Raw genomic sequence first — 22,361 nt, 5'->3', positions numbered from 1 at the left:
GGACCACCCGGGTAACGTGAAGATCAGGGGTCCCCCTCGCCGGGGGACCCCTGATCGCTGTGGCCGGTGTGCTGCTCGGTGCTCAGTCCGCCCAGGTGGTGACGTCGAGGACGTCGCCGACGGACACGGTGCCGTGCCGGAGCACCATGGCCTTCATCCCGAACGTCACCCCGCCCTCCGCGCGCCGGTACTCCGCCAGCGTCCTGGTCGGCTCGTGGCCCGCCCGGACACCCAGCTCCTGGTCCACGGTCGGCACGACGCAGCGCACGCAGATCCGGGCGTAGCCGAGCACGGCGGTGCCGATCGACACCCGGCGCACCCGGTCCTCGGTGTGCGGTTCGGGCCAGCCGGAGACGACGATGTTGGGGCGGAAGCGGTTCATCGGGACCGGGTCGGCGCCGCGTTGCAGGATGCGCTCGTTGAGTCCGTCGAGCGACGACAGCGAGGTCATCAGCAGCGCGTGGGCGTCGGCGAAACCGACCTTGCCCTCCCCTTCGAGGCCGCGGTCCAGGTCCGGTGGGACGCGGACCAGCCTGCACGGGCGGTCGAGGACCGCGCTGAACCAGTCGGCGGCGTCGTCGCCCTGGTCCACGCCGACGCCGTCCCACCAGTGCACCTTCACCGGTCTGCGGTCGCCGTCGCGGCGGGTCTTGTGCTCGTGGTCCGGACGTCCGGGTGCGGAGACCACGAGGCGGTCGCCGCCGTCCAGGACGGTCGGGCGGATGACGGCCATGGCGGCGAGCTTGCGCTGGCTGATGAAGTGGCCGTCCTCGGCGTCGACCAGCATGAACTCGCGGTCGTGCGCGAGGCCGGTCTCGCCGACCGCGCTCGTGGTGAGCTCGGTCGGCGCGCAACCCTTGATCGGGTAGAGGGACAGACCGTGGACGACCGGAGTCACAGGATGGGCTCCGGCACGTACCCCGCCGCGGTCGGGAACTTGGTCAGGACGTCCTCGACCTGGCCCACGACCGACTCGACCTGCTGCGCGGCCACGCCGGTGAACGAGAGCCGGTCGGCCAGCAGCGCGTCGAGCGCGGCCCGGTCCAGCGGCAGCCGGTCGTCGGCGGCGAGCCGGTCGAGGAGGTCGTTCTCGGCGCCCTGCTCGCGCATCGCGAGCGCGACGGCGACCGCGTTCTCCTTGATCACCTCGTGCGCGGTCTCCCGGCCGACACCGGCCCGGATCGCGCCCATCAGCACCTTGGTCGTGGCGAGGAACGGCAGGTAGCGGTCCAGCTCGCGGGCCACCACGGCCGGGTAGGCGCCGAAGTCGTCGAGCACCGTCAGCAGCGTCTCCAGCAGGCCGTCCAGCGCGAAGAACGCGTCCGGCAGCGCGACCCGGCGGACGACCGAGCACGACACGTCGCCCTCGTTCCACTGGTCGCCTGCCAGCTCGCCGACCATCGACAGGTAGCCGCGGAGGACCACCGCGAAACCGTTCACGCGTTCGCACGAGCGGGTGTTCATCTTGTGCGGCATGGCGCTGGAGCCGACCTGGCCGGGCCTGAAGCCCTCGGTGACCAGCTCGTGGCCCGCCATCAGCCGGATGGTCTTGGCCAGCGACGACGGGCCCGCGGCCAGCTGCACGAGGCTGGAGACCACGTCGAAGTCGAGCGAGCGCGGGTACACCTGGCCGACGCTGGTCAGCACCTTCTCGAAGCCGAGGTGGCCCGCGACCGTGCGCTCCAGCTCCACGAGCTTCGCCGGGTCGCCGCCCAGCAGGTCGAGCATGTCCTGCGCGGTGCCGACCGGGCCCTTGATGCCGCGCAGCGGGTAGCGGGCGATCAGCTCGTCGAGCCTGGTGAACGCCACCAGCACCTCGTCGGCCGCGGACGCGAAGCGCTTGCCCAGCGTCGTGGCCTGCGCGGCCACGTTGTGCGACCGGCCCGCCACGACGAGGTCGGTGTACTCGGTCGCCAACCGGGCGAGCCGGGCGAGCACGGAGGCCGTGCGGGCGCGGACGTGCTCCAGCGAGCGCAGCACCTGCAGCTGCTCGACGTTCTCGGTCAGGTCGCGCGAGGTCATGCCCTTGTGCACCTGCTCGTGCCCGGCGAGGGCGTTGAACTCCTCGATGCGGGCCTTCACGTCGTGGCGGGTGACCCGCTCGCGGGCCGCGATGGACGCGAGGTCCACCTGCTCCACGACCCGTTCGTAGTCGGCGATGGCCTGGTCGGGCACCTCGATGCCGAGGGAAGCCTGCGCCCGCAGCACCGCGAGCCAGAGCCTGCGCTCCAGCACGATCTTGTGCTCCGCGGACCACAGGGTCGCCAGTTCGTTCGAGGCGTAGCGACCTGCGAGGACGTTCGAGATCCGGGGCTTGCTCACGGTGCGAGCCTAGTCAACCGGCCGGTCACGGGGTCAGCGTGATGCCCCGATTGGAGGCCATCGCCGCCAGCTGCTCCCCCGTCAAGGGGATCAGGTCGTCCGTGCTCGACTTCTGCACGGAGGAGATCATGGCGTTGCTCGACCTCATCATGACGACCGACCCGTCCGGCCGGTAGTGGAACGCGCTGCGCTCGGCCGGGACCCTCTTGCCCTGCACGTCCCTCATGTACTCGCCGATGACCAGCACCGACCCGTCGCCCTGCGCCGTCGACGTGCAGGTGCTGGGCTCCGAGTAGTACTTCTGGCAGAGCTGGTCCGGCGCCGGGTCCCACGCGCCGGGGCCCGCGATGGTCACGTCGAGCTGCGCGGACCCGGTGGGGCCGGAGTACACCACCGACCCGCGGAGCACGTCGGACACCGAGTTGTCCTGCACGTAGGACGACCCCTGGAAGTCCGGGCTCCACGTCCCGATGCTGTTCGGGTCGACCCCCGTGCGCTGGATCGCGGGGCTCAGGTAGTCCTGCCACACGACCAGGAGGTGGGGCTGGACCTCGGCGTACACGTGGTTCTGGCGGGTGGCGCCGTTCGGCGGCCACTTCATGGTCGCCAGCCCCTTGGTGGAGCTGGGCGGCGCGGCCTCGCTGCTCGTGGCGGTGTCGACCTGCGACCTGTTGGCCATGATGGCCGCGGGCAGCGTCGCGACCGTGGCGATGATGAGGGCGGTGGCGACGCCGACGCTGGCCAGGGCGCGTCTGCGCTTGGTCAGCTTCTCGGCTCGTTCCATGAAGGAGTCGGGGTCGAAGTTCAGCGGAGGCTCGTCCCACAAAGCTTCCCGCATGCAGTCACGCAAGTCCTGCTCGCTCACGACGCCACCTCCGATTCCATAGTCGAGCCGTTGTTCTCCAACGCGTCGACGGCGGCTCGCAAAGCCACGAGCCCTCTCGCCGTCTGGCTCTTCACCGTGCCTTCGGTGCACCCCATCACCGCCGCGACGTCCGTGACGGACAAATCCTCGAAGTACCGCAGGACGAGCACGGCACGTTGTCTGGGAGGCACCTTGATCAGTGCTTTCTGGATCAGCTCGCGGGCCCACAGGCGGCCGCTCACCAGGTCGGGGTCGGCGTTCGAGTCGGCCTGCTCGGGGAGTTCCCCGTCGCGCTGCTCGGCACGCCTCCACGGCCTGCGTTTCTCGTCCAGCCACGTCCGTAAGAGGATCTTGCGGGCGTACGCCCCCGCGTGGTCCTGCTGCTGGACCCGGTGCCAGGCCTGGTAGAGCTTCATCAGGCTCTGCTGCATCAGGTCCTCGGCCGTGTGCCAGTCGCCGCAGAAGAGGAACGCGGTGCGGCGCAGTGAGGCGGCGTGGGTCACCGCGAACTCACGAAAGCCCTGCTCCTCGGCCTTGCGCATGCATACCCCTTCCGCGCACTCACCCCTTGTCACGCACCGCGGGCGAACGGGGTTGCACGGCGTCTCAGGACGTTCGCGCCAACGCCACGGTGAGCATCCGGTGGGCTGCCGCCCTGGGGTCGGGGCTGACCTCGACGAGCGCGTTCACCACGGCGCCGTCGACCAGGGCGATGAGCTCGGCGACCTGGTCGGCGGTGACGTTCTTGCCCGCCTTGGTGAAGATCGCCAGCATCAGGGCGTGCAGCTCGCCGCTCAGCTCGCGCATGAGCGGCCGCAGGAACGGGCGGCGGCCGGTGGCGACCAGCCGCTCGTAGCGCAGGACGACCGCCTCGACGTCGCCGGGCGGGCCCAGCAGCAGGTCGAGGACCAGGTCGGTGAACGCCTCGCCGCCGCACTCCGCCGGGTCCAGCTCGGCCAACCGGGCCTTGCCGTACGCCATCTCGGCGCGGCCGTGGTGGTCGAGCGCGGCCGCGATGAGCTCGTCGAGGGAGTCGAAGTAGTACGTGGTGGACGCCAGCGGGAGGCCCGCGCGCTCCGCGACCGCCCGGTGCCGGACCGCGTCGAACCCGCCGTCGACCAGCAGGCCGATGGCGGCCTCGACGAGCGCCTGACGGCGGCGCTCGCCCTTGGGTGTTGCAGCGGTCATAACGGCCCATTGTCCCATGTCGGCGTCACCCGCTCGCGCGGTTGGGGCCGAGGACACCGGGAGGGCCGGTCAGAACCTCTCGCGGATCTTCGCGGTGACCGCGTCGACCTTGCCCGCGAACGCGGCGGAGTCGGTGACCACGTACAGCGTGTTCCCGTTCTTGGTCAGCTTGCCCGTCAGCTGCTCACCGGTGGCGCTGGTCAGCGGCTGCCTACCGGGCGTGACGACGGCGTAGAACGCGCCGCCCGCCACGGCGTAGGACGCCGCCTTGGACCCCGTGGGGCAGGTGAGCGCGGCGGGCGCGGAGACCGTCGAGGCATCGGCCGGGAGCTCGCCAGCGAGGGCGTTGGCGAGCTCCCGGTCGACGGTGCACCCACTGGGGGCGCTGTCAGCCGGGGGGCTGACACTCCCCGAAGCCGCCTCTCCCTGCAAGGAGGTGTCTCCGGGGACGCTGTTGACCGACGGCACTTCCCGTTGCTCGGGCGCGGTGTCGGTGGCCATTCCGTAGGGCGTGGCGGCTTTGGGCGCGTTCGCGGACCCGGCGGCGTCGGCACTGGTGAGCGAGTCGCTCGCCGCACCGTTGAACAGGCCGGTGCCGAGCGCGACACCGCCGAACAGGACCACCGCGGCCATCGTCGAGCCGAGCGCGACGGCGGAGCGGTGCCGCCTGGTCGCGCGGTCCGACGCCGCGCGGACGTCGCCCGCGTCGAAGGACGGCGGTGGCGCGTCCCGCACCGCGTCCTCGAACAGCTCGGCGAGCTTCTTCTCGTCCACCTGCATCCACCTCCCCGACGCGTTCACGAAGCCGGTCGCAAGTCGTCGATCGCGTCGCCGAGGGCTTCGCGCAGTGCCGCCAGCCCCCTCGCGGTCTGGCTCTTGACGGTGCCCTCCGAGCATCCCAGCGCCTCGGCGGCCCCTGCCACGTCCAGTCCTTCCAGGAACCTCAGCACGAGCACCGCCCGTTGTCGGGGAGGTACCCGCCGCAAGCCCTGGACCAGGGCTTCCCGCGTGGCGACCGCGTCACCGATCTCGCCGTCGCCCGCGGGTGCCTCGGGTAGCCGGTCAACGAACCGCTCCCTCCGCCAGGGCCGCCGGGACTCGTCGATCACCGCGCGCACCACGGAGCGGCGGACGTAGGCGTCCAGGGCCTGCTTGTCCCGGATCTTGCGCCACCTGCGGTGCAGCGCGACGAACGCGGTCTGCGCGAAGTCGTCCGCCCGGTGCCAGTCACCACAGAGCAGGAACGCCGTTCGGCGCACGGCCTCCCGGCGAGCTGCGAAGTACTCCGCGAACTCCTGCTCGTCGTGCTGGTCCACGCGGACTCTCTCCGCTCGTCGTGCTTGCGAATACGGGACGTAACTCGTCGGGCCAACGGTTGCACGGACACCCCGGGAGATGTGCGTCACCCCCCATCGTCCTACTTCGGTTCGCGTTCGGTGTGCACCCGTCCGGTGTGATGTGATCCATTCGTGACCCAGCTCTCACCCATTGACCTCCGCTCGGACACCGTGACCCAGCCGGACGAGGCCATGCGCATAGCCATGTCGGCGGCCGAGGTCGCGGACGACGTCATCGACCACGACCCCACGATGCGGGCGCTGGAGGAACGCGTCGCCGAGCTGCTCGGCGTCGACGCGGCGCTCTGGGTGCCGAGCGGGACGATGGGCAACCTCATCGCGCTCATGATCCACCTGCGCCGGGGCGACCGGTTCCTGGCTCCGGTCGGCGCGCACGTGCTGGACGCCGAGCTGGGGAGCGGCGCGTGGCTCGCGGGCGGCATGCCGCAGGCGCTGGAGTGGGACGCGGCGCCCGGCCGGGCCTCGGCGCAGGCCATCCGGGCCGCCGCGGGCACCGAGGGGCCGTACTACGACCTGCGCACCACGCTGCTGTGCCTGGAGAACACGCACAACTACGCCGGTGGCACGGTCACCCAGCCCGACGAGCACGCGATGCTGGTGTCGGTGGCCAAGGAGACCGGGCTGCGCGTGCACCTCGACGGCGCCCGGCTGTGGAACGCCGCCGTGGCGCTCGGGGTCCCGCCCGCCGCGCTGACCGTGGGCGTCGACAGCGTGCAGGTGTGCCTGAGCAAGGGCCTCGGCGCGCCCGTCGGGTCCGTGGTGGCGGGGTCGCCCACGTTCGTCGCCGAGGCGCGGCGGACCCGCAAGATGCTCGGCGGCGGCGTGCGCCAGGGTGGCGTGCTCGCGGCCGCGGGGTTGGTCGGGCTGGACCGGATCGACGACCTCGCGCAGGACCACGCGAACGCGCGGACGCTCGCCGACGGGCTGGTCGAGCTGGGCTGGACCGTGCCGACGCCGGAGACGAACATCGTGCTGGCCGAGGTGCCCGACCTGGAGGTCACCCTCACCGGGCTGCGGCACCTGGGCGTGTACGCCGGGCCGATGGGCGGCAAGTTGCGCTTCGTCACGCACCGCGACGTCACCGAGGCTGATATCAAGGAGACGTTGCGCCGCATCTCGTCCGCCAGCTGAGGGAGCGTCCCGCGTGTGGATCGTGTTCGACTACGGCGAGGTCATCAGCACCAGGACGGCGGCGCTGCCGACGCTCGCGGCGCTGCTCGGGGTGCCGGTGGACGCGCTCGACGCGGCCTACTGGGCCCCGCGCGACGCCTACGACCGCGGGCAGGCCGACCTCGACTACTGGCGGGCCGTGGGTGACGGCGTCGGCGTGTCCGTGTCGCCGGAGCTGGCGGCCGAGCTGACCGAGGTCGACATCGAGGGGTGGCTGCACCCCGCGCCGGAGAGCCTGGCGCTGCTGGACGAGCTGGCCGACCTGCCGCTGGCGCTGCTGTCGAACGCGCCCGTGTCGTTCGCGCGGGTCGCCGAGCGGCAGGAGTGGACCAAGGACTTCCGGCACCTGGTGTTCTCCGGCGACCTGGGCGTGGCCAAGCCCGACCCGGCGATCTGGGAGGCGCTGGCCCGGCAGCTCGGCGCGGAGCCGCGGGACTGCGTGTTCTTCGACGACCGGCAGGTCAACATCGACGGCGCGCTCACCGCGGGCATGGGCGGCGTGCTGTGGCGCGGCGCCGTGCCCGCGCGGGAGGAGCTGGTGCGGCTAGGCGTGCTCGGGGCCCGCTGAGCCGTTGAGCGGCTGGCCGCCGAGCGCGGTCCTGTTCAGCTCGGCGCGCAGCTCGGCCAGCTCGGTGCGCAGCGAGCGGACCTCGGCGACGAGCGCGTCGTCGGTGCGCTGGAGCTGCTCCTCGACGCCGCTGAGCTTCTCCACCAGCCACGACGCGATCGTTCCCGTGATGACACCCAGCAGGGCGATGCCGCCGACCATCAGCAGGCCCGCGACCAGCCTGCCCTCCCAGGTCACCGGGTAGCGGTCGCCGTAGCCGACCGTCGAGATCGTGGTCAGCGTCCACCACACCGCGTCCGCGAACGTGGTGATGGTGGCGTTCTCGTGGTGCCGCTCGGCGTCCAGCACGGCCAGCGACGCGCACAGGCCGACCATCAGCGTCACGCCCGCGACGTAGATGCCGACCCGCTGGCGGATCTTGCCCGCGAGCCGCTTGTTCAGCACGTTCAGGACGGTGACCAGGCGCAGGACGCGGAGCTGCCGCACGATCGGCAGCAGCACCGCGAGCAGGTCGAACAGGTGCCGGACGATGAACCGCGGCTTGTTCACGGCCAGCTTCAGCCGCACCACGTAGTCCACCGCGAACACGAACCAGACCACCCACAGGGCGATCTCCAACGCCGTCCGCACGCCCGGCGTGGCGCCGTCGTCCAGCACCTGCCAGGCGTAGGCGACGAGGAAGACGACCGCGAGGCCCGTCAGCGGCCACTCGGCACGGTTCTCCCAGGCGACGAGGCGGCGTTCGTCCGCTTGGAGCATTGGTCCATAGTGAACCCTCGACCTGGGGTTTTCCAGTGGTTCAGGTCCTGGACTTGCCCTTGATCGCGCCGTATGCGGCCGTGCCGAGGAACAGCACGCCCCCGATGACCGCCAGCCACACCAGGCCCTTGACCACGGCGCCCAGGATCGTCAGCGCCAACCAGATCGCCAGCAGAACCGCGATGATCCGGATCATGATGTCCTCCCCCTGAAGTTTCTCACCCGGTGAACGACCGCCGGGGCACGTCGGTTCCCGGAATTGTCGGCCCACCCAGGTAGAACAGTCCCATGCGCCCCGTCTTCACACCCAGCGGACCGATCACCGACCCCGTCACCAAGTTCGGCGGCCAGCCCGTGTGGCTGGACACGCCCACCTGGCCGCTGTCGCGGGAGCTGGGCACGCAGATGAGGTTCCTCGGCCAGATCGCGCTGCCCGGCGAGCGGCTGGTGTACCTGTTCATGACCGAGGACGAGGAGTACGTGGACGACACGTGGGAGCCCGAGGGCGGCGAGAACGCCTGCCTCGTGCAGCCCGGCCCGGTGCCGTCGTTCCTGCGCGTGTCGGACCAGGCGACCGGGCCCACGTACGGGCCGGACTTCGCGGTGGACCTGATGCCGACGCGGGGCGAGACGGGGTCCGCGGACAACCTCGTGGGCGGGTACCCGGAGTGGGTGCAGAACAACGACTGGCCCGAGGGGGACTACCGGTTCCTCGCCCAGTTCGGCGACCTGCCGTTCGAGAAGCAGCCGAACTTCGGGGACGCCGGGACCGGGTACGCGTTCGTGGACGAGATGGCGGGGGAGGGCCGGTTCCTGTGGCAGTGCCACTAGAGCCAGGTCTTGAGCCGCCGCAGACCTTCCTCGATGTCGTTGGTGGAGCCCGCGAAGCTCATCCGGACGAACTCGTGGCCGTGGACGGGGTCGAAGTCGACGCCGGGGACGATGGCCACGCCGGTGCCTTCCAGTAGTTCGCGGCAGAAGGTCATGGTGTCGTCGGTGAGGTGCTTGACGTCCGCGTAGACGTAGAAGGCGCCGTCGGCGGGGGCGACCTCGGTGATGCCCAGGTCGCGCAGGCCGTCCAGCAGCAGGTCCCGGTTCGTCTTGTAACCGGCGACCAGGAGGTCCATCTCGGCGTACGACTCGGGGTCGAACGCCGCGATGGCCGCGTGCTGGGCCAGCGCGGGCGGGCAGAGGGTGAAGTTGCCGGTCAGGCGGTCGATGGCCCGGTGCAGGTGGGCGGGGGCGAGCATCCAGCCCAGGCGCCAGCCGGTCATGGCGAAGGCCTTGGAGAAGGAGTTGACGACGACGGCGTCGCGGGACGTCTCCCAGGCGCAGCTCTGGGGGCGGCCGTAGCCGATGCCGTGGTAGATCTCGTCGCTGACGAGCTGCACGTCGTTCGCCGTGCACCAGTGGGCCAGGGCGGTGAGCTCTTCGGGGGCGAGGACCGTGCCGGTGGGGTTCGCGGGGCTGGCGACCACCAGGCCCTTGAGCGGGCCGGCTTCCTCGAGCATCTCGACGGTGGGCTGGAACCTGGTGTCCGGGCCGCAGGGCAGTTCGACGACATCGCAGCCGAGGGCGTTGAGGATGTTGCGGTAGGCGGGGTAGCCGGGTCGGGCGAGGGCCACCCGGTCGCCGGGGTCGAAGGCGGAGAGGAAAGCCAGGAGGAAGGCGCCGGAGGAGCCGGTGGTCATGACGACGTCCCGCGGGGAGATGTCGAGGTCGTACTGGCGGCGGTAGTGGGAGGCGATGGCGGTGCGGAGCTCGAGGATGCCCAGTTGTTCGGTGTAGCCGAGGGGGAGGTCGGTGAGGGCGCGTTGGGCGGCTGCGCGGACGGGGGAAGGGGCTTGGCTGGAGGGTTGGCCGGCGGCGAAGGAGATGACGTCGCCGTGGGTGCGTTGGCGGGTGGCGGCGGCGGACATGACGTCCATGACGTGGAAGGGAGGGATGTCGGCTCTGGAGGCGGGGGTCAGGGGGTGGGGCATGTGGGGGAGGTTAATGGTGGGGTTGAGGTCTGGGGGAAGAGCGAAGCCCGGCCCTCGGATTGCATTGTGTCCACCCCCTGGCGAAGCCCGGCCCCCGTGCGCGCAATTGTTCCAATGATTGATCTTGGTTTGTCAAGACGATAGGGCTGTCTTGACAAACCAAGATCAATCAGGAGGGCGCTGTTTATCGGGGGCGGGAGGGGATCTGGCTTCGCCAGACATCGAGCTGCGCTCGACAGGGCATCGGGCTGCGCCCGACAAGGCATCCTCGGCTGCGCCGTTGGACAAGGCATCGGCTGGCGCCGACAAGGCCCCAGGCGCTCCGCGCCGGATGCGCGCTGGCGGGCTTCGCCCAATGTGGCTGGGGCGGGTGCTCGCTGCGCGTCGAGTGGGCGTGGTGTTGGCCGTGGCGTGTTGGCACGCCACGGCCTCACTTTGTCTTTGCCTTTGTCTTTGTCTTTAGTAGCCCTGGTAGCCGCCGCCGCTGGCCATGGAGGCCAGGCCGGGGTGGCCTTCGAAGCCGCCGTAGCGGCTGAAGGTGTAGCGGACGCCGGCGATGATGTTGTCCACGGGGTTGTAGATGTCGTCGTGGCCGGGGAGTTTGTAGGAGTTGAAGGTGGGGTCGATGCATTGCATCAAGCCCTTGGAAGGGGTGCCCGCGGCGGCGTTGGAGTCCCAGTCGTTGATGGCGTGCGGGTTGCCGCCGGACTCCTTCTCGATGATGGTCCAGATCTCGTCGATGTTGGCGTCGGTGACCGGGATGCCGTTCTCCTGGAGGATGCGGATGGCCTCGCGGATCCACTGGTCGACGTTGCCGGGCGGGGGACCGCTGGTTGGCGGGGGGCCGCTGGCGCCGAAGCCGCCGAAGCCGCCGCCACCGCCGCCGGATTCGCCACCGCCTCCGCCGCCACCGCCGCCTCCGGCGAATGCGGCGCCGCCGCCTCCGCCACCGCCGCTACTGCTACCACCGCTGGGGGTGGAGGTGCTGGGCGGCTGGTTGACCGGGGTGGTGTCCTGGGGGGCGGGTGGGGCGTCGGCGCTGGAGGTGTTGGTGTCGGCTTCGGTCTTGGGGGTCCACTCGACGGGGTTGTCGGTGGCGGGGACGAACTTCTGGATGGTGGGGTCGCCCAAGGCGGAGAACTTGGGGGAGATGGCGGTGGCGCGGCCCTTGAGGGCGCTCAACGCGGTGTTGAGGGCGTTCTCGGCGGTGGCGATGACGGGTTGGGCGTCGCCTGCGGCGTCGGCGCAGAGGCCCTGGATGTGGGCGTCGATGTCGGTCGGTTCGGCATCGGGGTTCTGGGCGCGGACGCGGCGGGCGGCGCTGAGCAGGTCTTCGCAGATGCGGGTGATGGAGGTCTTGGCGGTTTCCAGGGCGGCCGCGGCGGATTCCAGGTCGGTGGCGGCGTTGGTCAGGGCGTCCTTGACGGAATTGCCGCTTTTGGTGAACTCGCCCATGTAGGCGACGAAACCGTCGGCGGACACGCCTTCCCAGGCGCCGTCGAGCTGGTTGACCGACTGCTGGACCGTGTTGCCGCTTTCGCCGCACTTGTCCGCGGCTTCCTTCCAGCGGGTGGCGATCTCCTTGACGGCCTCGGGCTGGGCGGTGTCGACCTTCTCCGCGAGCGCGGCGAGCGCCTGGCCGCCGGGCAGAGCCGCGACCTCGTCCTTCGCGCTCATGGTCGCACCGTCCGGAAGGCGTGGGCGGCCTGGTCGTCGAGGTCGACGACGGAGTTCTGGACCTTGTCGAGGGCGCGTTCGACCTTGCCGAGCACGGTCTCGGCGGCGGCGAGCTCGGTGCCCACCGCGCTGTCCAGACCGGACACCGCGGACGCGAGTCCGCCGGAACCGGCGAGCTTGCCGAAGATGTCCGGATTCCCGTACTGGTCGGCGAAACCGTCGCCCACCGCGCCGAATTGCCCGGCTTGGCTGGAGACGGTGCTCCGGCACTGTTCCATCGCCTCGGCGTTGATCTTCGCGATAACCACGCCAACCCCCTTGCAGTCGTCTTCGATGTTAGAACGGCGATGGGGCGCCGTCCCGGTTTAGCGCCGAAAGTCATCCATCGAGGTCACGCAGGAGCGTGACGACCCTCTCCTTGAGCACCTCGGGGTCGGCGGCGGTGCCGTCGGACAGGAGGCGACCCGTTTCCGCGTCGTGGAAGTCGACGGAGTCGGCGGCCCGGCGCCTGCGGCCCGACGGGTCGAGGACGGCGGCGCCGAACCGGCCGCGCAGCCGGGTGGCGGGTGCGAACGGCGGCACGAGCGTGACCAGTTCGGCGGCCAGGTCCTCGTGGGCGAGGTCGCGGACGGTCAGCTCGTGGTCGCTCAGCACCGCCAGCACACCACCGCCGCCCGCCGACCCGGCCAGCGCGCGCACGCCCGACCGGCCGATGCCCAGGCGCAGGTCGGCCGAGCGCGGCGGGTTGGCCAGCAGCGTGAACGCGGCGGTGAGCCAGGGGTCGATCTCGTTGCCCCGCAGCAGGTCCAGGTCGGACAGCTCGCTCAGGGCCGCGGCGACCGCCAGGCGGTCGTGCTGGACGTGTAGGACGATCGGCATGGCGCCGAGGTCGAGGTGTTCCCATGCCGCGAGGTAGGCGGCGGAACTCATGGTCTGTCGCTCTGGGGTCACCAGACGTCAACTCCCGATGGCCGCGGGCATGGCTCCGGACCCCCCGAACCCGCTTGGGTGTTCGACGCGACGGGCGGTGGCGCGGTTCCGCCGTCAGACCTCTTGCAGCAGCTCCCACACGCAGGCGGCCAGCCGGGCGTTGTCGACGGGCGTGATCGTGCTCCAGCTGCGGCCGTCCGTGCTGGGCCGCACCTGGTGCAGGAACCGGCCGGAAGCGGCGTCGTGGAAGGCGACCACACGGCCCGCGCGCAGCGGCGGACCGCCGTTCTGGCCGCGTTCGGCGCCGAACTGGCCGCGGGTGCCCATGCCGTCGGCCATGCGGGCGAGCTCCTGGGCCTCGCTGAGCGGCAAACCCTTGCGCTCCAAGGCGAGCACGAGCTTCTCGGCGTTGCGACCGGCCTCGTCGGAAGCCGCGCGCAGGACGTCGTTGGGCAGGCTGATGGACCGCCCGAAGCCCGCGGGCATGTCACCGGCCACCGACACGGCGGCCTCGGCGAGCGCACTGCCCCTGGACTCGATCAGCCACACCTCGCCGCCGTCGACGACGGCCAGCACCGCCTCCTCACCGGCCGCCGCGGCGAGTCCGGTGATCTTGCGGCCGCCCGCCCAGATCCAGATGTCGATCGAGACCTGGGGGTTGGACAGCAGTGCCAGCGCGTCCGCGATCTCGGGCACGACCCGGCCACCGCGGGCCAGACCGCGCCCTTCGAGCGAGGCCCACGCACCGCGCACGAACTCCGCGCGCTCGGTGTGCGTGATCCCCGGACTCGGCACGTCCAGCGCGACGTTGCGCCGCACCAGCCGGGCGGCCTCCCACACGACGTCGAACTCCAGGGTGGAAAGCACGACCGAGCCCGGCGTTGTCACTTGTTCTGGGGTTCCTCACCGATCACGGACTGGACGACCATCCGATCGTCGCCGAAGACGTCGTCGGAGTCGACCCCGTACTTGCGCACGTGCTCGTCGTCCTCCTCACCCTGGGCCCCACGACCACCGGCCGCGGCGGCGGGCTGCATCATCGACCCGGCCCCACCGCGCGCGCCGGCCGCGCCGCGACCCGCCGCACGCCCTTCGCCTTCAGCGGCCATGCCACCCGCGGCCGTGCCGCCCTTGCCGATCGTGCCGTTGCCGCCCACACCGGGCGCACCCGGCTTCGCGACCGGGACCTTCGGCGCCGCACCGGTTCCGGGCCCGCCGGTACCGCGCACGACCCGCGCGCCCTTCGCCGTCGCCGCGGCCGCACCCAGCCCGGCCGCACCGGCCAGCCCGAGCCCGATCCCCAGCCCCGGCCCGATCCCGCCGCCCTTCGGCACCATCCCGGCCGCGGCCGGGTTGACCGTGGTCCCACCACCGGTGAACGGCGGCGCGATCCCCGTCGTGCCGCCGGGGGGCAGCACGACACCGGGAGGAGGCACGACCCCGCCACCGGGCAGGTTCGGCGTCGGCACCACACCGCCACCGCCGGGCGGGTTCGGCACACCACCCACCGGCACACCACCGGTGGTGCCACCGGGAATGCCCGGCGTCGGGTTGCCGATCCCGGAGATGCCCGAGCCGACCGGGGTGCCCACCGCCGACGACGTGCTCGTCACCTCGAAGTTCGGCGGCTTGCCCGGCGCCTGGAACTCGTCCAGCGCCGCCTGGCTCGCCTGCGTGTACTGCGTCAGCCCCTGGATCGCCTGCTCCCGCGCCGCGTTGGTCTCCTTGACCTCCGCCGCGTGGTCCGTCTCGTACCCGAAGAACCCGCCGACGTCGTCCACGAACGACGTCTCGGTGGCACCGTTGAGCTTCGCGGGCTCCGGCATGCTGTTGCGCGCACTGCTGTGCGACTCGCTCTGCACCATCGTCGCCGTCGAGTTCTGCTGCCCGCTGGTGTTCATCTCATCCGCGTAGTCGGCCTCCGCCTTGAACGCGGTCCCGGCCTTGTCCCCGGCAGCGCCCTTCCACGCGATGCCGAGCTTGCCCAGCTCGCGACGCAGGGTGTTGTCGGTGTCCTCCAGCTGCGCGGCCAGCTTGCGCAGCTGCTCGGAGGCCTCACCGAAGGCGCGGGCGCTGTCACCGGCGTTGAACTGGGCGACCAACTGCGAGAGGGCGGCGTTGTCACGGCCCTCGAACCGGAAGTCAGGAAGCTGCTCGTACGACATGGTTCCCCTCACGCCAAGGTCTTGAGCGTTGCCAGTGCTAGTTCAGTGCCCTTCTGCGCCTTGTCGCACACCTGGTCGAGGGTCATCTCGTCGATGGGCAGGAAGTTCACGTAGACCATCTGCCCGTCGGCGACGTCCACCCAGAAGCTGCACGAGTCGTGCTGACCGATGAGGTTGGTGCGGATGGCGTCGTACCCGGCGACCTGGGTCTCCTTGCGGTCCACGTTGCCGCTGCCCTGGCGCCAGTACCCGACGCCCTCGTTCGAGATGAGCACCACGTTGTACGTGTAGTACCCGACGCTGCTGTACAGGCAGCCGGGAGCCTTGCCCTTCTTCACCAGGTCGGCGTCCTGCCGGGTGGTGGTGGGCGCCCCGATCTCCTTCGCCTGGTCGGCGGTGAGCGCCTTGCACGGGTCGAGGGTGTTGACGTTGATCACGCTGGGGCGCACCGGAGGCGCCACCTTCGAGGACGACCCCGCGGAGGAGGTCGACGAGGCGGGCGCCTTGGTGGTGTCGGTACCCGCGGACCCACCGACCTCGCTGGTGCACCCCACCAGCACCAGACCTGCCGCGAGAAGGGCGAACCCGGAAAGGATCTTGGACATCAGTGCTTGGGCCCCAATGCGGCTACTACTTCTTCATCGGTGAAACCGTAGTGCTCCGCGGCGGTGCGGAGCTGCTCGACCAGGTTGCGGAGACTCGCGATGTACTGCCGGACCCGCCCCGCGTAAGACTCCTCACCCTGGACCAAGCGTGAGTTCCAGGCCTTGGCGATGGCGCTGTTCACCTCGTCCTCGGCGTTCACCTGGAGCGACCCGGTCGCCTCGGTGAGCTTGTTGCCGAGCTTCGCGATCTCGCCCTGGATGATCTGGCCCGCCTGCAGGACGCTCTCTCTGTCGATCTCGAAACCCTGGGTGGGGGCGCCGCTGCCGAGCATCTTGCCCAGGGCGCCCTCGGCGGCGAACAGCGAGCCGACGGCTGCGCCGATGGCACCGCCGGCAGTGGCGGCCGCCCCGAGAAGGGCGTTGCCTGCCATGTTCTCCTGTGCCACGTCGTCCTACCCCCGTACGGTCGGTGACGGTCCGGTCCCGCTTCGCAGGCTACCAACGCCGGCGTGAGGCGCACCTGTGGTTGGACGAAGTGCGGGCGTGGCCGGTTCCGCTGTTCGGGGAATGGTGACCCGGCGTGGTTACGGGGTGGTCACCTCGCCGTTCGCGGCCTTCAGGGCGATGTCGGTGCGGTGGTGGGAGCCGGTGAGGTGGACGCCCGCGACGCGGGTGTAGGCGTCGGTGCGGGCTTCGGCGAGGGAGTCGCCGGTGCCGACGACGGAGAGGACGCGGCCGCCCGCGGAGACGACGGCACCGTCCTCGCGGCGGCGGGTGCCCGCGTGCAGGACGCCCTCGGCCTCGCTGCCGCCGATGACGTCGCCGGTGCGCGGCATGCCGGGGTAGCCCTCGGCGGCGATGACGACGGTGACGGCGTAGCCGTCGGCCCAGTCGAGCGGCGGGTGGGCGGCGAGCTCGCCGGTCGCGGCGGCCAGGAAGAGGCCGGCGAGCGGGGTGCGGAGCAGGGAGATGACGGACTGGGTCTCGGGGTCGCCGAAGCGGCAGTTGAACTCGATGACCTGCGGGCCGGTGGAGGTCATGGCGAGCCCGGCGTAGAGCAGGCCGGTGAACGGGTTGCCGCGGGCGCGCAGCTCGTCGACGACGGGCTGCACGCAGGTGCCGACGATGGTGTCGACGAGGTCGGGGCCGCCCCAGGAGAGCGGGGAGTAGGCGCCCATGCCGCCGGTGTTGGGGCCCGCGTCGCCGTCGCCGACGCGCTTGAAGTCCTGCGCGGGCAGCAGCGGGACGACGGTGGTGCCGTCGGTGAGGCAGAACAGGGAGACCTCGGGACCGTCCAGGAAGGACTCCAGGAGGACGGGGTGGCCGCCTTCGAGCAGCGTCATGGCGTGCGCGCGGGCCACGGCGCGGTCGCTGGTGACCACGACGCCCTTGCCCGCGGCGAGGCCGTCGTCCTTCACCACCCAGCGCGGGCCGAATCGGTTCAGCGCCGAGTCGAGGCGTGCCGACGTGTCGACGATCTCACTGGTCGCCGTGGGCACGCCCGCGGCCGACATCACGTCCTTCGCGAACGCCTTGGAGCCCTCGATGCGGGCCGCGTCCTTCGACGGGCCGAAGCACGGGATGCCCGCGGCGCGCACGGCGTCGGCCGCGCCCGCCACAAGGGGCTGTTCGGGGCCGACCACGACGAGGTCGGCGTTCCACTCCTTGGCCAGGGCGGCGACAGCCCCGGCGTCGCCGACGTCGACCCCGTAGACCTCGGCCAGCCCCGCTATCCCGGCATTCGCCGGTGCGCAGGCAAGCGCGATCACCTCGGGGTCCTTCGCCAGAGCGAGGACAAGGGCATGTTCACGGGCGCCAGACCCGATGACCAGGACACGCACGATGGAGCAGCGTAGTTGACTATCCGGCCTAACCCTTCAGTGCCTGCTCCGATCCGGGGTGCAGGGGCACCGGAGCGGTCTCGGCGGCCTTGCCCTTGGTGATGTCCTTGGCCGCCGGGTGCACCTTCTCCAGGTCGGCCTTCTTGTCGTAGATCAGCTTCGTGATGGCGCACGCGTTCGCGGCCGGGAAGTCCTCGCGCACGAGGAGCACGTTCGGCACCACGATCGAGGGCACGTCGGCGGCCATGCCGTAGGTGGCGGCGGGGATCGGGGCGACGTCGTAGACGGGGTTGATCTTCTTGAGGGCGTCCAGCTGACCGCTGATGTCGATCAGCTTCACCTTGCCCTTCAACGAGGTGGTGATGTCGGTCATCTGCGCGGTGGGCAGGCCGCCGGACCAGACCAGCCCGTCGATGCTGCCGTCCTTCATGCCGTCCGCGGTCTTGGTCAGGTCCAGCCGCTGCGCCTGCACGTCGGCGGCCGGGTCGAGGCCGACCGCGGCGAGCAGCCGGTTGGCGATGACCTCGGTGCCGGACTTGGGGGAGCCCGTGGAGATCCGCTTCCCCTTCATGTCCGCGATGCCGTCGATACCGCTGTCGGTCCGCACCAGCACCTGCGTGTAGTTCGAGTACAGCCGGGTCAGCGCCTTGACCTTCTGCGGCTTCCCGTCGAACGCGTCCTTGCCGTTCACGGCGTCCGCGGCGGTGTCGGCCAGCGAGAACGCCACGTCGTAGTTGCCAGCGACGAGCTGCTGGATGTTCTGCACCGACGCGCCGGTCTCCGCGGCGGTGGCCTTGAGCTTGGTGTTGGCGCTGATCAGCTGCGCCAGCCCGCCGCCGACGACGTAGTACACGCCGCCCGCGTTGCCGGTCGCGATGGTGATCCGCCCGTCGGCCGCCTCGCACGAGCCCGCGGCGGCGTCACCGGACCCGGCCGCCTCGCGCTTGCCGCCGCACCCGGCGGCGACCAGCCCGACCGCGAGCACGGCCACCGCGACCTTCAGGTTCCAGCTACGCATCCTGGGTTCTCCCCTTCCGCAACACGAGGTGCACGACCACGGCCACCGCCAGGAACCCGATCCCTACGGCGATGGTGGTCGGCTGGAGGTAGAGCAGCAGCAGCGCGGCGGGCACGCAGAGCAGCCGCTCGGGCAGGCCCGCCCGGCCGACCAGCCAGCCGCCGGTGACGACCGCCAGCGCCGCGACCCCGAGCGCCGACACGGCGGTCACCCACACCGCGTCGACGGCGGAGCGCTGGAGCAGCAGCGCGGACCCGTTGTCGGTCAGCACGAACGCGATCGGCACGAGGAACGCGGGCAGCGTGTACTTCCACGTCTGCCACATCGTCCTCATCACCGCGCCGCCGGTGATCGCGGCGGCGGCCACGGCGGCCAGCGCGGTCGGCGGCGTGACCTCGGACAGGACCGCGTAGTAGAAGATGAACATCGCGCGTTCCGGCGCGGCGACGCCGAGGTCGGCCAGCGCCGGTCCGATCACGACCCACGAGATGATGAACGACGCGGTGACCGGCACGGCGAGGCCCAGCACGCCGACCGCGACCGCCGCGAACACCACCGTCAGCGCCAGCACGGCGGTCGGGTTGGACGACACCGCGCGGGCCGCGCCCACCAGCGCGGAGGCGAGGACCTGGCCGAGACCGGTCTTGGTGATCGTGGACGTGATGATCCCGGCCGCCGCGCACACCGCGATCACCGGCAGCGCGCCGCGCACCCCCGACGACAGCGCGTCGGCCACGGATCGCAGCCACGCCAACAGGAAACCGTCCTCACGCGACCGCCAGCGGGCGACCAGCGCGAACAGCGCGGCCACCCCGGTCGCGTACACGACGGCGGCGAACGGCGGGATGTCCAGCGCCAGGAACAGCACGATGATCCCGAGCGACAGGAAGTGGTAACCGCCGCGCAGCAACAGCTTCCACGCGCTGGGCGAGTCCACGGCGACGGGTTTCGCGCCGAACCGGCGGGCGTCCGCCTCCACCGCGAGCACGATCCCCAGGTAGTACAACAACGTCGGCACGGTCGCCCACAGCAGCACGTCGAGGTACGAGGTCTGCAGGTACTCGGCGATGATGAACGCCGCCGCGCCCAGCGTGGGCGGCGAGAGGATCGCGCCGATGCCGGACGCCGCCAGCAGCCCGCCCGCGTTCTCCCTCGGGTAACCCGCTTTGCGCAGCATCGGCCACGTGACCGCGCCCAGGCTGACCGTCGTCGCGGTGCCCGAGCCGGACACGGTGCCGAGCAGGAACCCGGACAGCGCGGCGGTGCGGCCGGGCGCGGTGCGGGAGTTGCGGAACGCGGCGAAGCTGATGTCCACGAAGAACTTGCCCGCGCCGGACGAGTCGAGCACCGCGCCGTAGATGGTGAACAGCACGATGTAGGTCGCGGCGACGTCCAGCGGGGTGCCGAAAAAGCCGCTCGCGTCGTTGTAGAGCGCGTTCACGACGTGGCTGAAGTCGATGCCCGCGTGCGCGACCGCCCAGCCCTGCGGCAGGTACCCGCCGTAGTAGGCGTAGGCGAGGAACACCAGGCACACGACCGGGAGCACGAGACCGGTGGTGCGGCGGCACGCCTCCAGCACCAGCACGAGCAGCAGCGCGCCCGCGACGACGTCGAGCGCCGACAGCTGCCCCTGCCGGTCCAGGAACGCGTCGTAGCCGCCGAGCACCGGGTACAGGCCGACGAGCAGCGCGACCAGCGCGAGCACCCAGTCCAGCGGGCCGGGGCGGTCGGCCGCCGACCTCCACGGCCGATAGCCCAGGAACACCAGCGGGAGGGTCAGGCCGAGGAACACCACCAGGTAGAACTGGTTGCCCTTGGCGAACGGGTCGAACACCTGCTTGAGCACCAGCAGCGCGACGGCGAGGGCCGCGACCCGGACGCCGAGCTCCCAGCGGCCGGTCAGCCTGCGCGAGGGGCGTTCCTCGTCGTACTCGGCGACCAGCTCCGCGACGTCCGGCCGCTCCTCCGGGGAGGAGCTGACCCGCTCGACTGGACCAGCCACGGACACCCCCGATGTCGATCAGCTGGTCGCACCGTACCCGTGACCGTCGTCACAGAACACCCTCAGACGATCCGCAGGTCCTCGTAGCACCAGCGCCAGCTCTCGCCGGGCTCGAACGAGCGCATCACCGGGTGGGACGTGGCGTGGTGGTGCGCGGTCGCGTGCTTGTGCGGGCTGGAGTCGCAGCAGGCCACGTGTCCGCAGGTCAGGCACATGCGCAGGTGCGCCCAGCTCTCCTCGCCCAGTCCGACGCAGTCGGAGCACGCGCCGGCGGAGTCGGGCATCACTTCGGCGGGCAGTGTGTTCACGTGTGGGCAGGTCATGCCCGACATCCTGACGGAAGATGAGCACATGCACGGACCAGAGATCCTCGTGTTGTTCCTCGGCGCACTGCTGGTCACCGGCGTCGCCCGCCGCTTCAACTGGTCGGCGCCGCTGCTCCTGGTCGCGCTCGGCCTCGCCGCCTCGTTCATACCGGGCATGCCGGAGTTCCAGATCGAACCCGAGCTGATCCTGGTGCTGGTGCTGCCGCCGCTGCTGTACTCGGCCGCGCTGGACAGCTCGTTCCTCAACATCAAGGCCAACCTGCGGCCGATCGGGCTGCTGGCCGTCGGCCTCGTGCTGTTCACGACGTTCGCCGTCGGGTTCGCCGTGCACCTCGTGCTGCCCGACCTGCCGCTGGCGGCGGCGCTGGTGCTCGGCGCGGTCGTGGCGCCGCCGGACGCGGTCGCGGCCGTGACGATCGGCCGCAGGCTCGGCCTGCCCCGCCGGGCGATGACGCTGCTGACCGGCGAGAGCCTGGTCAACGACGCCACCGCGCTGACCGCGTACAAGGTCGCGGTGGCGGCCGCGACGGGCGCGGCCGCCACCAGGTGGAGCGGGGTGCTGACGTTCCTGGAGGCCACCGGGGTCGGCGTGCTCGTCGGCCTGGTGGTCGGCGTCGTCGTGCAGTTCGTCCGGCAGCGGCTCGACGACGGCGTGCTGGAGAGCGGGCTCGGGATGCTGGTGCCGTTCGGCGCGTACCTGATGGCCGAGGAGCTGGAGGGCTCCGGCGTGCTCGCCGTGGTGGTCGCGGGCCTGTACATCGGGCACAACTCGACGCGGGCCTCGTACTACACGCGGTTGCAGGACACGGCGGTGTGGCGGTCGGCGGACGCGCTGCTGGAGGCGTTCGTGTTCGCGCTGATCGGCCTGCAGCTCAAGACCATCGTGACCGACGTGGAGATCACCGGTTCGCTGATCACGGCCGCCGTGGTGGCGCTGGCGGTGGCCATCGTCGCCCGGTTCGCGTGGGTGTTCCCGTCGGCGTACCTGCCGCGGCTGTGGTCGGCGGGGACCCGTGAGCGGGAGAAGGACACGACCTGGCAGCAGATCACGGTGATCTCCTGGGCGGGGATGCGCGGCGTGGTCTCGTTGGCCGCCGCGTCCGCGCTGCCACCGGGGATGCCGGGCCGCGACGTGATCGTGTTCTGCACGTTCGTCGTCACGGTCGGCACCCTGCTGCTGCAAGGGCTCTCGCTGCCGCTGGTGATCCGCAAGCTGTGCGTCACCGGCAACGAGGGCAGCAAGGACGCGCTGGCCGAGGCGCAGGTGCAGCAGAACGCCGCCACCGCCGCGGTGACCAGGCTCGACGAGCTGATCAACGACGGCGACACCACCCCCGCGCACATCGTGGAACGGCTGCGGACGCTGGCCGAGCACCGCGGCAACGCGGCGTGGGAACGGCTCGGCAGGCAGGAGCTGGAGAGCCCGGCGGCGGCGTACCGGCGGTTGCGCCGCACGATGCTCGACGCCGAGCGGCAGGTGTTCGTCGAGGCCCGCGACAACAAGCAGATCGACGACGAGGTGCTGTTCAGGGTCATGCGCGAGCTGGACCTGGAGGAGGCCGCCCTGTCCCGCGACTGACCGGCC

At 71.2% G+C, this 22,361-nt stretch carries 25 protein-coding genes; 4 read left to right on the top strand and 21 right to left on the bottom strand.

Features of this window, described 5'->3' with window-relative positions:
* Window positions 1-82 precede the first annotated feature (82 nt).
* The 7 genes from CLV43_RS43015 to CLV43_RS42985 all read right to left on the bottom strand — a co-directional run bounded on the left by CLV43_RS43015 (window position 83) and on the right by CLV43_RS42985 (window position 5,691).
* Entirely contained in the window at window positions 83-898 is an 816-nt protein-coding gene (locus CLV43_RS43015; RefSeq protein ID WP_106196141.1) for an MOSC domain-containing protein, read from the bottom strand.
* A complete protein-coding gene (purB, locus tag CLV43_RS43010; protein WP_106196139.1) occupies window positions 895-2,322 on the bottom strand; it encodes an adenylosuccinate lyase in 1,428 nt (475 codons plus the stop codon). Before purB ends, CLV43_RS43015 begins: the two co-directional genes overlap by 4 nt.
* A gap of 25 nt (window positions 2,323-2,347) precedes the next feature.
* Window positions 2,348-3,187 (bottom strand): hypothetical protein, encoded by an 840-nt coding sequence (locus CLV43_RS43005; protein ID WP_106196137.1) that lies wholly within the window; start codon window positions 3,185-3,187, stop codon window positions 2,348-2,350.
* Window positions 3,184-3,729, bottom strand: a complete 546-nt coding sequence (locus CLV43_RS43000) for an RNA polymerase sigma factor (RefSeq protein WP_106196135.1) — start codon at window positions 3,727-3,729, stop codon at window positions 3,184-3,186. The genes CLV43_RS43005 and CLV43_RS43000 overlap by 4 nt, the downstream gene beginning before the upstream one ends.
* 64 nt (window positions 3,730-3,793) lie before the next feature.
* Complete coding sequence (locus CLV43_RS42995; RefSeq protein ID WP_106196133.1) at window positions 3,794-4,375, bottom strand: TetR/AcrR family transcriptional regulator; 582 nt, start codon at window positions 4,373-4,375, stop codon at window positions 3,794-3,796.
* Between the two features lie 69 nt (window positions 4,376-4,444).
* On the bottom strand, window positions 4,445-5,149 hold the full coding sequence (locus CLV43_RS42990; protein WP_146175134.1) for a hypothetical protein: 705 nt from the start codon (window positions 5,147-5,149) through the stop codon (window positions 4,445-4,447).
* Window positions 5,150-5,172: 23 nt separating this feature from the next.
* A complete protein-coding gene (locus tag CLV43_RS42985; protein WP_106196129.1) occupies window positions 5,173-5,691 on the bottom strand; it encodes a SigE family RNA polymerase sigma factor in 519 nt (172 codons plus the stop codon).
* A gap of 153 nt (window positions 5,692-5,844) precedes the next feature.
* On the opposite strand from CLV43_RS42985, the gene CLV43_RS42980 reads away from it, so the two are divergent.
* Together CLV43_RS42980 and CLV43_RS42975 are read left to right on the top strand one after the other, a co-directional pair.
* Window positions 5,845-6,864 (top strand): threonine aldolase family protein, encoded by a 1,020-nt coding sequence (locus CLV43_RS42980; protein ID WP_106196128.1) that lies wholly within the window; start codon window positions 5,845-5,847, stop codon window positions 6,862-6,864.
* A 13-nt stretch (window positions 6,865-6,877) separates the two neighbouring features.
* Window positions 6,878-7,471 carry an HAD-IA family hydrolase gene (locus CLV43_RS42975; protein ID WP_106196126.1) on the top strand — a complete coding sequence of 198 codons (594 nt, stop codon included), beginning with the start codon at window positions 6,878-6,880 and terminating at the stop codon, window positions 7,469-7,471.
* On the opposite strand, the gene CLV43_RS42970 is transcribed toward CLV43_RS42975, so the two are convergent.
* On the bottom strand, window positions 7,448-8,230 hold the full coding sequence (locus CLV43_RS42970) for a potassium channel family protein (protein ID WP_106196124.1): 783 nt from the start codon (window positions 8,228-8,230) through the stop codon (window positions 7,448-7,450). The genes CLV43_RS42975 and CLV43_RS42970 overlap by 24 nt on opposite strands.
* A gap of 40 nt (window positions 8,231-8,270) precedes the next feature.
* Complete coding sequence (locus CLV43_RS48280; protein WP_170156270.1) at window positions 8,271-8,426, bottom strand: hypothetical protein; 156 nt, start codon at window positions 8,424-8,426, stop codon at window positions 8,271-8,273.
* 92 nt (window positions 8,427-8,518) lie between these two features.
* Here CLV43_RS48280 and CLV43_RS42965 point away from each other — a divergent pair, with 92 nt between their 5' ends.
* A complete protein-coding gene (locus CLV43_RS42965) occupies window positions 8,519-9,061 on the top strand; it encodes a hypothetical protein (protein ID WP_106196122.1) in 543 nt (180 codons plus the stop codon).
* On the opposite strand, the gene CLV43_RS42960 is transcribed toward CLV43_RS42965, so the two are convergent.
* The 12 genes from CLV43_RS42960 to CLV43_RS42905 form a co-directional block, all read right to left on the bottom strand.
* On the bottom strand, window positions 9,058-10,212 hold the full coding sequence (locus CLV43_RS42960; RefSeq protein WP_106196120.1) for a pyridoxal phosphate-dependent aminotransferase: 1,155 nt from the start codon (window positions 10,210-10,212) through the stop codon (window positions 9,058-9,060). The genes CLV43_RS42965 and CLV43_RS42960 overlap by 4 nt on opposite strands.
* A 459-nt stretch (window positions 10,213-10,671) precedes the next feature.
* The gene (locus CLV43_RS42955; protein ID WP_106196118.1) at window positions 10,672-11,889 is read right to left on the bottom strand and encodes a transglycosylase SLT domain-containing protein; all 1,218 of its coding nucleotides are present in this window, start codon (window positions 11,887-11,889) and stop codon (window positions 10,672-10,674) included.
* Window positions 11,886-12,197 (bottom strand): hypothetical protein, encoded by a 312-nt coding sequence (locus tag CLV43_RS42950; protein WP_106196117.1) that lies wholly within the window; start codon window positions 12,195-12,197, stop codon window positions 11,886-11,888. The genes CLV43_RS42955 and CLV43_RS42950 overlap by 4 nt, the downstream gene beginning before the upstream one ends.
* 70 nt (window positions 12,198-12,267) lie before the next feature.
* Entirely contained in the window at window positions 12,268-12,819 is a 552-nt protein-coding gene (locus tag CLV43_RS42945) for an ESX secretion-associated protein EspG (protein ID WP_106196115.1), read from the bottom strand.
* A 114-nt stretch (window positions 12,820-12,933) separates the two neighbouring features.
* Window positions 12,934-13,707, bottom strand: a complete 774-nt coding sequence (locus CLV43_RS42940) for an ESX secretion-associated protein EspG (protein WP_106196113.1) — start codon at window positions 13,705-13,707, stop codon at window positions 12,934-12,936.
* Window positions 13,704-14,984 (bottom strand): hypothetical protein, encoded by a 1,281-nt coding sequence (locus CLV43_RS42935; RefSeq protein ID WP_106196112.1) that lies wholly within the window; start codon window positions 14,982-14,984, stop codon window positions 13,704-13,706. Before CLV43_RS42935 ends, CLV43_RS42940 begins: the two co-directional genes overlap by 4 nt.
* Window positions 14,985-14,992: 8 nt before the next feature.
* Window positions 14,993-15,589, bottom strand: a complete 597-nt coding sequence (locus tag CLV43_RS42930) for a DUF3558 domain-containing protein (protein WP_106196110.1) — start codon at window positions 15,587-15,589, stop codon at window positions 14,993-14,995.
* On the bottom strand, window positions 15,589-16,035 hold the full coding sequence (locus CLV43_RS42925) for a hypothetical protein (RefSeq protein WP_106196108.1): 447 nt from the start codon (window positions 16,033-16,035) through the stop codon (window positions 15,589-15,591). The genes CLV43_RS42930 and CLV43_RS42925 overlap by 1 nt, the downstream gene beginning before the upstream one ends.
* A gap of 138 nt (window positions 16,036-16,173) precedes the next feature.
* Window positions 16,174-17,430, bottom strand: coding sequence for a phosphoribosylamine--glycine ligase (gene purD / locus CLV43_RS42920; RefSeq protein WP_106196106.1), 1,257 nt, complete (start codon window positions 17,428-17,430; stop codon window positions 16,174-16,176).
* Window positions 17,431-17,458: 28 nt separating this feature from the next.
* Window positions 17,459-18,448: a TAXI family TRAP transporter solute-binding subunit gene (locus tag CLV43_RS42915; RefSeq protein ID WP_106196105.1), complete on the bottom strand. Its 990-nt coding sequence runs from the start codon at window positions 18,446-18,448 to the stop codon at window positions 17,459-17,461.
* A complete protein-coding gene (locus CLV43_RS42910) occupies window positions 18,441-20,450 on the bottom strand; it encodes a TRAP transporter permease (protein ID WP_106196265.1) in 2,010 nt (669 codons plus the stop codon). Before CLV43_RS42910 ends, CLV43_RS42915 begins: the two co-directional genes overlap by 8 nt.
* Before the next feature lie 62 nt (window positions 20,451-20,512).
* On the bottom strand, window positions 20,513-20,773 hold the full coding sequence (locus tag CLV43_RS42905; RefSeq protein WP_106196103.1) for a UBP-type zinc finger domain-containing protein: 261 nt from the start codon (window positions 20,771-20,773) through the stop codon (window positions 20,513-20,515).
* 28 nt (window positions 20,774-20,801) lie between these two features.
* Here CLV43_RS42905 and CLV43_RS42900 point away from each other — a divergent pair, with 28 nt between their 5' ends.
* Window positions 20,802-22,355: a Na+/H+ antiporter gene (locus CLV43_RS42900; protein ID WP_106196263.1), complete on the top strand. Its 1,554-nt coding sequence runs from the start codon at window positions 20,802-20,804 to the stop codon at window positions 22,353-22,355.
* Window positions 22,356-22,361 lie beyond the last annotated feature (6 nt).

This window comes from Umezawaea tangerina (assembly GCF_003002815.1).
In the GTDB taxonomy this organism is placed as follows: Bacteria; Actinomycetota; Actinomycetes; order Mycobacteriales; family Pseudonocardiaceae; genus Umezawaea; species Umezawaea tangerina.
Note: the sequence above shows the minus strand (reverse complement) of the source record. Positions and strands in the feature narration are given on the sequence as shown.

Coding starts and splice junctions, on each gene's coding strand:
- CLV43_RS43000 (WP_106196135.1), bottom strand. CDS start 3,729: ATGCGCAAGGCCGAGGAGCAGGGCTTTCGTGAGTTCGCGGTGACCCAC.
- CLV43_RS42995 (WP_106196133.1), bottom strand. CDS start 4,375: ATGACCGCTGCAACACCCAAGGGCGAGCGCCGCCGTCAGGCGCTCGTC.
- CLV43_RS42970 (WP_106196124.1), bottom strand. CDS start 8,230: ATGCTCCAAGCGGACGAACGCCGCCTCGTCGCCTGGGAGAACCGTGCC.
- CLV43_RS48280 (WP_170156270.1), bottom strand. CDS start 8,426: ATGATCCGGATCATCGCGGTTCTGCTGGCGATCTGGTTGGCGCTGACG.
- CLV43_RS42965 (WP_106196122.1), top strand. CDS start 8,519: ATGCGCCCCGTCTTCACACCCAGCGGACCGATCACCGACCCCGTCACC.
- CLV43_RS42960 (WP_106196120.1), bottom strand. CDS start 10,212: ATGCCCCACCCCCTGACCCCCGCCTCCAGAGCCGACATCCCTCCCTTC.
- CLV43_RS42955 (WP_106196118.1), bottom strand. CDS start 11,889: ATGAGCGCGAAGGACGAGGTCGCGGCTCTGCCCGGCGGCCAGGCGCTC.
- CLV43_RS42945 (WP_106196115.1), bottom strand. CDS start 12,819: ATGAGTTCCGCCGCCTACCTCGCGGCATGGGAACACCTCGACCTCGGC.
- CLV43_RS42935 (WP_106196112.1), bottom strand. CDS start 14,984: ATGTCGTACGAGCAGCTTCCTGACTTCCGGTTCGAGGGCCGTGACAAC.
- CLV43_RS42930 (WP_106196110.1), bottom strand. CDS start 15,589: ATGTCCAAGATCCTTTCCGGGTTCGCCCTTCTCGCGGCAGGTCTGGTG.
- CLV43_RS42915 (WP_106196105.1), bottom strand. CDS start 18,448: ATGCGTAGCTGGAACCTGAAGGTCGCGGTGGCCGTGCTCGCGGTCGGG.
- CLV43_RS42905 (WP_106196103.1), bottom strand. CDS start 20,773: ATGACCTGCCCACACGTGAACACACTGCCCGCCGAAGTGATGCCCGAC.
- CLV43_RS42900 (WP_106196263.1), top strand. CDS start 20,802: ATGCACGGACCAGAGATCCTCGTGTTGTTCCTCGGCGCACTGCTGGTC.